The organism is Pseudomonas bijieensis (assembly GCF_013347965.1).
GTDB classification, from domain to species: domain Bacteria; phylum Pseudomonadota; class Gammaproteobacteria; order Pseudomonadales; family Pseudomonadaceae; genus Aquipseudomonas; species Aquipseudomonas bijieensis.
In genome coordinates, this window is record NZ_CP048810.1 from 2,177,081 (window position 1) to 2,188,418 (window position 11,338).

Annotated in this window: 9 protein-coding genes and 2 pseudogenes; 4 read left to right on the forward strand and 7 right to left on the reverse strand. The window is 64.0% G+C overall.

The window, feature by feature from the left end:
- Positions 1-26 precede the first annotated feature (26 nt).
- Positions 27-873, reverse strand: a pseudogene (locus tag GN234_RS09370) (type 1 glutamine amidotransferase domain-containing protein).
- 103 nt (positions 874-976) lie between these two features.
- On the opposite strand from GN234_RS09370, the gene GN234_RS09375 reads away from it, so the two are divergent.
- The gene (locus tag GN234_RS09375; protein WP_176688343.1) at positions 977-1,873 is read left to right on the forward strand and encodes a LysR family transcriptional regulator; all 897 of its coding nucleotides are present in this window, start codon (positions 977-979) and stop codon (positions 1,871-1,873) included.
- A 191-nt stretch (positions 1,874-2,064) separates the two neighbouring features.
- Here the strand turns inward: GN234_RS09375 and GN234_RS09380 are convergent, their stop codons facing one another.
- The 5 genes from GN234_RS09380 to GN234_RS09400 all read right to left on the reverse strand — a co-directional run bounded on the left by GN234_RS09380 (position 2,065) and on the right by GN234_RS09400 (position 6,659).
- The gene (locus GN234_RS09380) at positions 2,065-2,292 is read right to left on the reverse strand and encodes an MbtH family protein (protein ID WP_134923423.1); all 228 of its coding nucleotides are present in this window, start codon (positions 2,290-2,292) and stop codon (positions 2,065-2,067) included.
- Positions 2,293-2,375: 83 nt separating this feature from the next.
- On the reverse strand, positions 2,376-3,788 hold the full coding sequence (locus GN234_RS09385; RefSeq protein ID WP_109751497.1) for an aspartate aminotransferase family protein: 1,413 nt from the start codon (positions 3,786-3,788) through the stop codon (positions 2,376-2,378).
- Positions 3,789-3,880: 92 nt separating this feature from the next.
- A complete protein-coding gene (locus tag GN234_RS09390) occupies positions 3,881-4,402 on the reverse strand; it encodes a GNAT family N-acetyltransferase (protein ID WP_109751496.1) in 522 nt (173 codons plus the stop codon).
- 248 nt (positions 4,403-4,650) lie between these two features.
- Positions 4,651-5,982, reverse strand: a complete 1,332-nt coding sequence (locus GN234_RS09395; protein WP_116831808.1) for an ATP-binding protein — start codon at positions 5,980-5,982, stop codon at positions 4,651-4,653.
- Positions 5,979-6,659, reverse strand: a complete 681-nt coding sequence (locus tag GN234_RS09400; protein ID WP_109751494.1) for a response regulator — start codon at positions 6,657-6,659, stop codon at positions 5,979-5,981. The genes GN234_RS09395 and GN234_RS09400 overlap by 4 nt, the downstream gene beginning before the upstream one ends.
- A gap of 176 nt (positions 6,660-6,835) precedes the next feature.
- On the opposite strand from GN234_RS09400, the gene dsbD reads away from it, so the two are divergent.
- Genes dsbD through dsbG form a run of 3 tightly spaced genes read left to right on the forward strand, consistent with a single transcriptional unit; the run spans position 6,836 to position 10,175 of the window.
- On the forward strand, positions 6,836-8,563 hold the full coding sequence (gene dsbD, locus GN234_RS09405) for a protein-disulfide reductase DsbD (protein ID WP_176688344.1): 1,728 nt from the start codon (positions 6,836-6,838) through the stop codon (positions 8,561-8,563).
- Complete coding sequence (locus GN234_RS09410; RefSeq protein ID WP_163854742.1) at positions 8,563-9,432, forward strand: TlpA disulfide reductase family protein; 870 nt, start codon at positions 8,563-8,565, stop codon at positions 9,430-9,432. The genes dsbD and GN234_RS09410 overlap by 1 nt, the downstream gene beginning before the upstream one ends.
- Positions 9,408-10,175, forward strand: coding sequence for a thiol:disulfide interchange protein DsbG (gene dsbG, locus GN234_RS09415; RefSeq protein WP_163854744.1), 768 nt, complete (start codon positions 9,408-9,410; stop codon positions 10,173-10,175). Before GN234_RS09410 ends, dsbG begins: the two co-directional genes overlap by 25 nt.
- A 165-nt stretch (positions 10,176-10,340) precedes the next feature.
- On the opposite strand, the pseudogene GN234_RS09420 reads toward dsbG, so the two are convergent.
- Positions 10,341-11,154: pseudogene (locus tag GN234_RS09420) on the reverse strand (alpha/beta fold hydrolase).
- Positions 11,155-11,338: the final 184 nt, after the last annotated feature.

Genomic DNA, 11,338 nt, shown 5'->3' on the forward strand with positions numbered 1-11,338 from the left:
CACAAAAGAACCTGTGGCGTTCCTGGTCAGCGCTTCAACCGCTTGACCAACGCCTGCCCCACCTCCAGCGCCGACGCCGGGTTTTGTCCCGTGATCAATTCCCGATCCGTCACCACATGGGACGTCCACGGCGCGGTGTTGCTGCTGTAGTGCCCACCGGCCTGCTCCAACGCGGTTTGTGGATAGAACTTCATGCTCCCGCCGCCCAGCAGCCCCTTGGCCAGCTCTTCTTCCTGATTGCTGATCACCGTCATCTTGTACCCCCGCGTAGATCCAGTCGGCCTGGGCCGAGGCCTGACCATTGGCGGCCAACTGGCCAGTGAAGCCCTTGGCGTCGGCCAGGGTCGACAGCAACGCTATCGGCCCGTGGCAAACCAGCGCGGTGGTCTTGCCCTGGGCATGGAAGTGCGTCAGCACCCGGCCCAGCGGTGCGCTCGTGAGCAAATCCTGCATCGGTGCATGCCCACCGGGGATGTACAGGGCGTCGAACTGCTCCAGGCCGATCTGCTCGGCACGAGCCAGACTGATCACCGGAGAGTCCTTGGCCGACGTGATGTTCAACTGCGCCAGCAACGCCTGGTAGCGCTCCAGCTCCGCCGAGTCGTTATTGAAGTACATCTTGTCCAGCGAGGACCGATCCAGCGTCGGCGCCTTGCCCTCGGGCGTCGCGAACGTCACCTGGTGACCGGCATCCAGCAGCAGTTTCACCGGTTGCAGCAATTCGTTGAGGTAAAACCCGGTGGAGAAGACCTTGCCATTTTTCAGATCCAGATGATCGGAATCGGACAGGACCACCAGCACGTTATCGGCATGGGCCACGACACTGATGCCTGCCAGTACAACAGATGTTGCCAAGGACGTGAGCTTTTTCATGATGACTCCAGGACGCTTCGATAAAAGATGCGCTCACTGTATTGATGCGCCTACCGGCGATAAACTGGCGCTTCGGAACATCACCTGGCCCCTGGAGGCAACAATGCCCCGTCGATTCGATTACCTGGCCGACGTGGAAGCCTTCGTCACGGTCGTGGAAAAAGGCACCCTCAGCGCCGGAGCCGTGACGCTGGGGACCACGCCTTCGGTCCTGAGCCGCGCCATCTCCCGCCTCGAAGCCCGGCTCGGGGTGCAACTGCTACGACGCACGACACGGCGGCTGAACCTGACCGATGCCGGTGCCCTGTACCTGGAACAGTCGCGCTCGGCCTTTGCCCTGATTGACGATGCCGAGCGACGAATCCAGGGCCAGGACGGCGTCCTGTCCGGTCGCGTGCGCTTGAGCGTGCCGACCACCTACGGCCATTACCGCTTGCCATCGCTGCTGTCGCGCTTCGGCCAGGCTTTTCCACAGGTACGGGTCGAGCTGAGCATTACCAACCGCAATGTCGATCTGGTGGCTGAGGGGTATGACTTGGCGATTCGTCTCGGGCCGCTGCCGGACAGCGGATTGGTCGGCCGCAAGCTCGAAGACGCCCGCCTTTGCCTGGTAGCCGCGCCGCAATACCTGGAACGCGCCGGAACGCCCCGGCACCTCGACGAATTGGCAACCCACGCCTGCCTGCCCTTCGTGATGCCCAGCAGCGGACGCATCGCACCCTGGCTGTTTCGCATAAACCATGAAGATCGGGAATGGCTGCCGGCGGGCAATGTCCAGGTGTCCGACGATGTGCTGGGTATCGTGTCCCTGGCCCAGGCCGGGATGGGGATCTGCCAGACCTATGACTTCATCGTCCGGGAACGAATCGCGCGGGGGGAATTGGTGGCGTTGCTGGAGGACGTTGGCGGCCGCAGCCGACCGTTTTCAATCATTTACCCGCCCCATCGACAATTGCCGGCGGCGGCGCGGGCGTTGATTGATTTTTTGATCGGGCAATAGCTGGTAACGCCGGCCGGTCCCTGTGGGAGCGAGCTTGCTCGCAATGGAGGCGTGTCAGCCGGCATCGATGTTGCTGATCCGCCGCCATCGCGAGCAAGCCCGCTCCCACATGGATTCCGATGTGACTGCAGGATTTGCATCCTCCCGCAGCCATCCTGTGGAAAGCTTCCTTGCTGCCACAGGTTCTACATTCAATGAACCGCAGCCGCCTGCTCTTCCATCTTCTTGCGCAAGCTCAGCGGGCGCATGTCGGTCCAGACTTCTTCGATGTAGGCCAGGCAGTCCTTCTTGAATCCGCTTTTGCCTACGGTACGCCAGCCTTCGGGGACGGCCTTGTAGTCCGGCCAGATCGAGTACTGTTCTTCGTGGTTGACCACGACCTGAAAGACGATGTCCTCGCGGTCGAATACTGAAGTCATGGGTGTTTCTCCATCGTTGCTCGAGGTTCGCTACGTTGTATGCGCAGCGGGATATGAAAGGAACGTACGGGACCGGGTGAAAATTAGGCGCCAGCGACAGCAGCAGCCAAGGCGCGTCCGAAAATCTCGGCGACCCGGTCGATTTCCGCTGCCGTGATGATCAGCGGCGGCAGAAACCGCACCACGCCGCCCTGCCGGCCACCCAGCTCCAGGATCAGCCCGCGCTTGAGGCATTCGCGTTGCAGCCGTGGTGCCAGTCGCGCATGCACCGGCGGATGGCCCAGGGCATCCGACTTACCCGTCGGCTCCACCAGTTCGACCCCGAGCATCAGCCCGCGACCACGGATATCGCCCAACTGCGGGAAATCCCGCTGCAGGATGTGCAGGTGCTCACTCAAGCGCTCGCCCATGGCGGCGGCGTGAGCCGACAGGTCGTGCTCCAACAGATAGCGCATTACCGCGGAACCGGCGGCCATGGCCATCTGATTGCCGCGGAAGGTCCCGGCATGGGCGCCCGGCAGCCAGGTGTCGAGCCAGTCGCGATAAACCACCACCGCCAGCGGCAGGCTGCCGCCGATGGCCTTGGACAGCACCACCACGTCCGGGATGATCCCGGCATGCTCGAACGCAAACATTTTGCCGGTACGGCCGAAGCCGCTCTGGATTTCGTCGACGATCAACGCCACTCCCGCCTGCTCGGTGATTCGCCGCAAGCCACGCAGCCAATCCAGATCAGCCGGAATCACCCCGCCCTCGCCCTGCACCACCTCGACGATCACCGCCGCCGGCAATTGCACGCCAGCCTCGGGGTCATTCAGCAGGTTTTCCAGGTAATGCAGGTTGGCCTTCACGCCCGCCACACCGCCCAGCCCGAACGGGCAGCGGTAATCGTAGGGGTATGGCATGAACTGCACACCGCTGCTGAGCAAAGCGCCCAGGGGTTTCTTCGGCCCCAGGCTGCCCATCAGGCTCAACGCCCCCTGGCTCATGCCGTGGTAGCCGCCCTGGAACGACAGCACGGTGCTGCGTCCGGTGGCGGTGCGCACCAGCTTGAGGGCTGCTTCCACCGCGTCGGTGCCGGTGGGACCGCAGAACTGGATCTTCGCCTCGGCGGCCAATTGCGCCGGCAACAGGCCGAACAGGTCCTGGACGAAACGGTCCTTGACCGGCGTGGTCAGGTCCAGGGTATGCAAGGGCAGCTCGTCGGCCAGCACCTGCTGGATCGCTTCGATCACCACCGGGTGGTTATGCCCCAGCGCCAGTGTGCCGGCACCAGCCAGGCAATCGATGAAGGTCCGGCCCTCGACGTCCTCGACATACACCCCCTTGGCGCGCTTGAGGGCCAGGGGAATGCGCCGTGGATAACTGCGGGCATTGGACTCCTGCCGACTCTGGCGAGCCAGCAACGGCGACTCATTGAACTGGTAGAGCGTCTCGGCCGGTGCCGGGCTGACCCGGGCCGGTTGTGCTTCGATAAGGCTGTTGGCGACTGACATCTCTCGACCCCGCAATAATGACCCAAACGACACACCGGGCAGGTGCGCATCCGGTCGAGGCGCACGTGCAGGTTTCCTGTTGTGGAAACGCATCAGCCGCGAAGGGATTTACTCTCGGCCAGAACTTTCGCCGTCGGCGCGATCAATGGCTTGTGCATCGCAATGGCCTTGACCCCACCGATGGCGAAGGCGTCCGAGCTCTGCTCGAACCCCAGGCGTCGATAGAAGGCACGGCTGGTACGCGTGCTGTTGAGGCGCACCCGGGTCACCCCACGCCCGCGCAGCCACGCCTCGATGTCCCGCACCAGCGCCTCGCCGACACCACGGCGAAAAGACTCTGGCTGCACGTAGCAGAAGGCGATCCGGCCGCTGACCGAAGCCATGGCGACACCCACCGGCCGCCCCTGCAAACGCGCCACGGTCAGGCGCAACCGTGGATTGGCCAGCCAGGGGTGGATATGAGCGAAGGTGTTGTTGCGTACCCAGGCGGCCACGATGCCGGGGTCGTTACGGTGTTCGGCGGCACACCCGACCCGGATGGAGCGCTCGGCGATCCGGCTGATGATGCCGGCATCGCTGGGGGTGGCCGTGCAGATTTCGATGAAGGTATCCATGGCGCGGTTTTCCTCAGTCCTTGAGTCGAGCTGAAAAAAACATAGACCCGGATCAGGTGGGCGCGCCAATGGCAGGTCGTTACAGCAGATGTATGCGAAGGAGCAAAACGAGGGGGAATTGAACCTGTGGGAGCAAAGCTTGCGCGCGATGGCATCACCTTGCTCAGCAATCAGACCGAGGTGCCTGCATCGCGAGCAAGCTTTGCTCCCACAGGTTTGGCACCGGCAGGTTGTGTTTGCACAGGGGATTAACCCGGCAACACCTGCACCGGCATCGTCAGCTCGACCCGCAACCCATCCGGGCGGCTATCGAAATGCAGGCCGCAGCCGCAACGCTGGACGATGGCCTGGACGATCGCCAACCCCAGCCCGCAGCCGGTGCTCTGGCCGTTGCGCCAGAAGCGTTGGGTCAGGTGCTGGATGTCGTCGGCGGCGATGCCGGGGCCATGATCGCGGACCTGGAAGCGCACGCGCTGGCCGATCATCTCCAGGCTCAATTCCACGTCAGTATCGACCGGGGTATGGCGCAGGGCGTTATCCAGCAGGTTGCGCAAGGCGGCGATGGAGAGCACCGCTGGCATCTGCACCGGTGCGTCGGACACCCCTGGAGAAAGATGCAGCTTGATTCGCCGGGAATCACTGCTGGCCGCATCCTGAATCGCCAACCGCGCCACCTGTTCGGCATTGCATTGCACGCCATCGTCGAACGACAGGCTGCCTTCGACCCGGGCCAGCAGCAGCAATTGTTCGAGCGTGCGGTGCAAGCGGTCGGCCCCCTCCTCGGCCCGGGCCAGGGATTGGTCGCGGGCGACGCCCTCGGTCATGCGTGCCACTTGCAGGTGGGTCTTGATGGCGGTCAGCGGGCTGCGCAGCTCGTGGGCGGCATCGCCAGTCAGCCGGCGCTCGCGCTCGATGGTCTTGCCGATGCGCTGGAACAATTGGTTCTGGGTTTCCAGCAACGGTCGCAACTCACTGGGCAGCGGATGGATCTGCAAGGGTTCCAGTGAATCGGCACTGCGCCGCATCAACGCATCGCGCATGCGATTGAGTGGCGCCAGGCCCTGTCCGATGCCCAGCCAAAGCAAGCACAGGCAACCGAGCAACGCCACGCCCACCGGCACCGAGGCGGCCAGCAGTATCGACATGTTCAAGGCTTCGCGTTCGATCTGGCGGTCGGCGGTGGTGATGCGCAGATCGCCCCGGGCCAGGGTGAAGCTGCGCCAGGGCGCGCCGTCGATCATCTGGTCGTGAAAGCCCATTTTCTCGGCTTCCAGGGTCTGTTCCGGGGTGCCATGGCTGCGAGCCAGGATCTCGCCGCGCAAGGAGCTGACCTGGCAGGCCATGCCACCGGGAATGCTCAATTGCTCGGAGCTCAAATGCGTGCCGTCGCCCTTGCTGGGCAACGGCGGCATCTGCTCCAGCAACCCGGCGACCATCCGCGCCGAGGCCACCAGGCGCTGATCGAGGGAAAACATCATCTGGTTGCGCAGGTCGCTGAGCATCCACGCCGCGGCCAGCGCCCAGATCAAGGCAAAGGCCGCGCCGAGGGTCAGGCTCAGGCGCAGTCGCAGGCTCATCACTTGGAGGTTTCTCCACCGTCGGCCGGCCCCAGGCGATAGCCCAGGCCGCGCACGGTCTCGACAATCCCGTTACCCAACTTGCGCCGCAGGTGATGGATATGGACATTGAGGGCGTTGCTTTCCAGTTCGTCGTTGAACCCGTAGACACTGTCCTTGAGTTGCTCGGTGGACAGCACCCGGCCACGACTGTGCAGCAGTGCCTGCAACAGCGATTGCTCGCGCCGGGACAGATCCACCGGTTGGCCGTCCAGGGTGGTTTCCCGGCTGCTGGGATCGTAGGTCAGGCGACCGTGCTCGATCAGGTTGACGCTGCGCCCCGCCACGCGCCGCAGCAACGTGTGCAGGCGCGCCGCCAGTTCGCGCAGGTCGAAGGGCTTGAGCAGATAGTCGTCGGCACCGGCCTGCAAGCCGTCGACCCGGTCGGTCACCGAGTCCCGGGCGGTGAGGATCAGCACCGGTGTCTCCAGCCCCTGCTGGCGCAGTTGCCTGAGCAGCTTGAGACCGTCCTCGTCGGGCAGGCCCAGGTCCAGCACCATGACATCAAACTCCGCCACGCCGACCATCGCCCGCGCCGCCGATGCGGTGGCGACGTGTTCGACAGTCAGGCCCTGCGCCGTAAGGCCGGCAACGATCCCGCTGGCAATCAACTCATCGTCTTCGCAAACCAGTACGCGCATGGGTAAGCCCCGTGGAAAAAGGTACATTAGGCCGCCGGCCGATTAAGCCGACATTATGCGACGAGTACGGCAAACATGGGCGATCATCGCTACCTGCCGGTCGTCGTCGGGTTAATCGACGGTTAATCGCCAGCCGCCATTGTGTTTTCCACTCGCTTCGTTCTAAGGCTTTATCCATGCGTCGATTGTTTTTGCTGTGGCTGTTCCTGATCTCGGGCCTGGCCCAGGCCGCCAATCCCTTCGAAACCAAACCGGACTTCCTGCCGGTGGAAAAGGCATTCGTGTTTACCTCCGAACGCCTGGATTCCGGTGAAACCCAGCTGTTCTGGCAAATCGCCGATGGGTACTACCTGTATCAGCAGCGGCTCAAGTTCGATGGCCTGGCCGAGGCCCAGAAACCGAAATTGCCCGAGGGCGAGGCCCACAGCGACGAGTTTTTCGGCGACCAGCAAGTCTACCGCCAAGCGCTGGAGCTGAAGATACCCGCCGGTGCCACGGGCAAGATCAAGGTTGGCTTCCAGGGCTGCGCCGACGCGGGCCTGTGCTATCCCCCCCAAACCCAGGTGGTAGACCTGGGTGGCAACGCACCTGTGGCGGCCACTGGCGAGGCGCCAGACCAGGCCCTGGCCAGCGGCCTGCAACAACGGGCCTTGGGCTGGAGCCTGCTGGTGTTCTTCGGTTTGGGCCTGCTGCTGGCGTTCACCCCTTGCTCGCTGCCGATGCTGCCGATCCTGGCCGGGCTGGTGGTGGGCAGCGGCGCCGGGCCAAGACGCGGCCTGGCCTTGGCCGGCAGCTACGTGATCAGCATGGCCCTGGTGTATGCGGCCATGGGCGTGCTCGCCGCGCTGCTGGGGGCCAACCTTCAGGCGCTGCTGCAACAACCGTGGCTGCTAGGCAGCTTCGCGGCCGTGTTCGTGTTGCTGGCGTTACCCATGTTCGGCTTCTTCGAATTGCAATTGCCGGCGGCCCTGCGTGACCGCCTGGAAAACGCCGGACGCCAGCGACGCGGTGGCAGCCTGGTGGGCGCCGGCGTGCTTGGCGCCTTGTCCGGCCTGCTGGTGGGCCCATGCATGACCGCCCCGCTGGCTGGCGCCCTGCTATACATCGCCCAGAGCGGCAATGCGCTGCACGGCGGGCTGATCCTGTTCACCATGGGCATCGGCATGGGCTTGCCGCTGTTGCTGCTGGTGACTGTGGGCAACCGCTTCCTGCCCAAGCCCGGCGCCTGGATGAACCTGCTCAAGGGCGTGTTCGGCTTCCTGTTCCTGGGCACCGCGCTGCTGATGATTCGCCCGATCATCGATGGCTCGTTGTGGGTCGGCCTGTGGGGCGTGCTGTTGTTGATCGCCGCCTACAGCGCCTGGCGCCAGACCGAAGGGTTCGGTCGCATTGCCTACGTCTGCGGCAGTGCTTCGCTGCTGTTCGGCCTGTGGGGCAGCCTGCTGGTGATTGGCGCCGCGGGCGGTGGCGATGATTTCTTCCAGCCCCTGAAGGTGTACGCCGGTACCAAGGGAAGTGCGACCGTCAGTGCCCATGACGCGTTCGTCACGGTCAGCGAGCCCGCCGCCCTGCAACGGGAACTGGACGCCGCCAAGGCCCAGGGCCAATGGGTGCTGCTGGACTACTACGCCGACTGGTGCGTGTCCTGCAAGATCATGGAAAAACAGGTATTCGGCCGCGCCGAGGTGCTGGACGCCCTGAAAGGCGTGCGCCTGGTGCGTCTGGACGTCACCGCCGACAGCCCCGCCAGCCGCGAACTGCTGAGCCGTTACCAGGTGCCGGGGCCGCCGAGCCTGCTGTGGATCGGTGCCGACGGTGCAGAGCGCCGCAGCCAGCGGATCACCGGGGAAGTCGATGCCAAGGTGTTCCTGGAGCGCTGGAACCTCACTCGGGACGCGCGCTGATGCTGACGCTCACCCTGGGCACCTTTGCCATCGCCCTTAACCACCTGTTGCTGATCAGCGCCCTGGCGCTGGCGACCTTCGTGGGCTGGCGGGTGGCCAAGCGTGGTGGCGAAAACCCCGAGTCGGTGCTGTTCGTGCTGTTTTTACTGGGCCTGCTGGCGGCGCGGATCGGTTTCGTCGCCGCCTATTGGCAACATTACCGGGATGACCCGTGGCAGATCGTCGACCTGCGCGACGGCGGCTTCCTGGCCTGGCCGGGCATCGTGGCGCTGCTGATTGGCGCCTTGTCGTGGGCCCGGCACCGCCCGGCCCTGCGTCGACCGTTGGGCTTCGGCGTCGGCAGCGGCCTGCTGTTCTGGCTGGTGGCGACCCTGTCGCTGACGATTTATGAACAAGGCACCCGACTGCCGGACATCAACCTGCGCACCGCCACCGGCGAGACCGTAAAGCTCACCGATTACCAAGGTGGCCCACTGGTGATCAATCTATGGGCCACCTGGTGCCCGCCCTGCCGGCGTGAAATGCCGGTGCTGGAAGAAGCCCAGCAACAGCGTCCGGACCTGACGTTCCTGTTCGTCAATCAGGCCGAAAGCATGCAAAGCGTCAGCACCTACCTCGCCACCCAAGGCTTGAGCCTGACCAATGTGCTGTTCGATGGCAGTGGCCGCCTCGGCCAGGCCGTCGGTTCCATGGCCCTGCCGACCACCCTGTTCTACAGCGCCGATGGCCGCCTGCTGGGCAGCCACCTGGGTGAATTGTCGGAAGCGAGCCTGGCTCGTGCCCTGGAAAACTTCGAAACGCCGGACTCGTCCACGAAGCCCCACTCCGCCACAAGGAAACTGCCATGCCCCGCCTCCGCCACCTGCTGACCCTGGCCGTTGCCGCCACCCTGTCGCAGGCCCCGCTGCTCCAGGCCGAAGAATTGCCTGCGGCCATCAAGAAGATCGAAGCCAAGGGCGCGAAAATCGTCGGCACCTTCGAGGCGCCGGACGGGTTGCGCGGTTACGCGGCGCAATACCAGAACCGAGGCATGGCGCTGTACCTGACCCCGGATGGGCAGCACGTCCTGTTGGGCAACCTGTACGACGCCGACGGCAAGGACCTGAGCGCCGAGCCTCTGCAAAAACTGGTCTATGCACCGATGGCCAAGCAAATCTGGGCGAAGATGGAAGCCAGCCACTGGATCGCCGACGGCAACAAGGACGCACCGCGCACGGTGTACCTGTTCAGCGACCCGAACTGCCCTTACTGCAACATGTTCTGGGAGCAGGCCCGACCCTGGGTCAAGGCCGGCAAGGTGCAGTTGCGGCACATCATGGTGGGCATCATCCGCGAAGACAGCCCAGGCAAATCCGCCGCCTTGCTGGCGGCCAAGGACCCGGAAAAAACCCTGGCCGAGCATGAAAAGGCCGGCAAGGGCAGCCCGCTCAAACCGCTCAAGGACATACCGCCCGCCATCCAGGCCAAACTGGATGCCAACCAGCAGTTGATGGACGAGCTGGAACTGTCCGCCACCCCGGCGATTTTCTATCTGGATGAAAAAGGCGACCTGCAACAGCAGCAAGGCGCGCCATCCCCGGACAAGCTGGTGAAGATTCTCGGGCCGAAGTGATACAAAAGCCCAAAACAGCTCTTGTGGCGAGGGAGCTTGCTCCCGCTGGGGTGCGAAGCACCCCTTGGGTTTCTCGCAGCGGTTCGTCAGGTTGACTGCATTTGTTTTTTGGGGCCGCTACGCAGCCCAGCGGGAGCAAGCTCCCTCGCCACAGTTAGCCAGCCATCAGTGTTTGCGCGCCAGGAACTCTAGCAATGCCTCGGTCACGAACTCCGGATTCTCCAGGTTGGAGATATGCCCCGCCTCCGGAATCAACACATGGGGGGCAGCCGATCAGCTCGGCCATTTCCAACGCCTCGGACGGTGGACGTGGCTTGTCCTGGTCGCCGCACATCACCACTGTACGCTTGGCATCCAGCGCATGCAGGCGCGGCAGGATGTCGTCCCGACCGAAAATGATCCGCCCCAGCGGCACGATGCTGTCGCGCAGGCGATCGGTCGGCAACGCGGCCAATGTGGCGCGGAACTGTTGATAGAGCGCCGACTGCGGGTCGATACCCGGCCGGAAGAAGATCGGCACGACGATGTCCAGCAACGGCTCGGGAATGCTGCCACTGGCTTCGATCTTGTCGAACAGTGAAAAATAATAAAGGCGGGTCGGCTCCGGCTCGACGCCGACGTAGGTGTCCATCAATACCAGCGACTGCACGCGCTCAGGTGCCGCCAGCGCCAGCCGAGCGCCCCACATCCCGCCCACCGAAAGCCCCACCAGGTGGAAGCAGTCGATGTCCAGGTGATCCATCAACGTCAATGCCTGGCGGGCCAGGTCGTCCAGGGAGGTCATGCCCTCAGGCAACTGCCCGGACTGACCGTGGCCCCATAGATCCAGGGCAATGACCCGAAAATGCCGGGACAACACCTCGATCTGCGGCGCCCACATGGTGTGGTCCCACAGATAGCTGCTGCCCAGCAACACCACCGGGCCTTGGCCTTGGTCCAGGTAGTGAAGCGGTTGTCCGTCGATCGTTGCAAAGGGCATGGGTGACCTCCTTGTTTGAGTCTGGAAAAAAAGCCTTGGAAGACTGAGCTGCGCAGGCTGAGCAGTCAACCTTTGAGCCGGCAGTGCCTGTGCTGTCCCCATCGCGGGCAAGCCTTGCTCCCACAGGGATTGCTGCTTGAACACAAACAATCTGCTCGCAGCCGATCCCTGTGGGAGCAAGGCT

What these genes read in the sequence shown, in the direction of transcription:
- dsbD (WP_176688344.1), top strand. Translation starts at nt 6,836, where the DNA reads ATGCGTCGATTGTTTTTGCTGTGGCTGTTCCTGATCTCGGGCCTGGCC.
- GN234_RS09400 (WP_109751494.1), bottom strand. Translation starts at nt 6,659, where the DNA reads ATGCGCGTACTGGTTTGCGAAGACGATGAGTTGATTGCCAGCGGGATC.
- GN234_RS09410 (WP_163854742.1), top strand. Translation starts at nt 8,563, where the DNA reads ATGCTGACGCTCACCCTGGGCACCTTTGCCATCGCCCTTAACCACCTG.
- GN234_RS09385 (WP_109751497.1), bottom strand. Translation starts at nt 3,788, where the DNA reads ATGTCAGTCGCCAACAGCCTTATCGAAGCACAACCGGCCCGGGTCAGC.
- GN234_RS09375 (WP_176688343.1), top strand. Translation starts at nt 977, where the DNA reads ATGCCCCGTCGATTCGATTACCTGGCCGACGTGGAAGCCTTCGTCACG.
- GN234_RS09390 (WP_109751496.1), bottom strand. Translation starts at nt 4,402, where the DNA reads ATGGATACCTTCATCGAAATCTGCACGGCCACCCCCAGCGATGCCGGC.
- GN234_RS09380 (WP_134923423.1), bottom strand. Translation starts at nt 2,292, where the DNA reads ATGACTTCAGTATTCGACCGCGAGGACATCGTCTTTCAGGTCGTGGTC.
- dsbG (WP_163854744.1), top strand. Translation starts at nt 9,408, where the DNA reads ATGCCCCGCCTCCGCCACCTGCTGACCCTGGCCGTTGCCGCCACCCTG.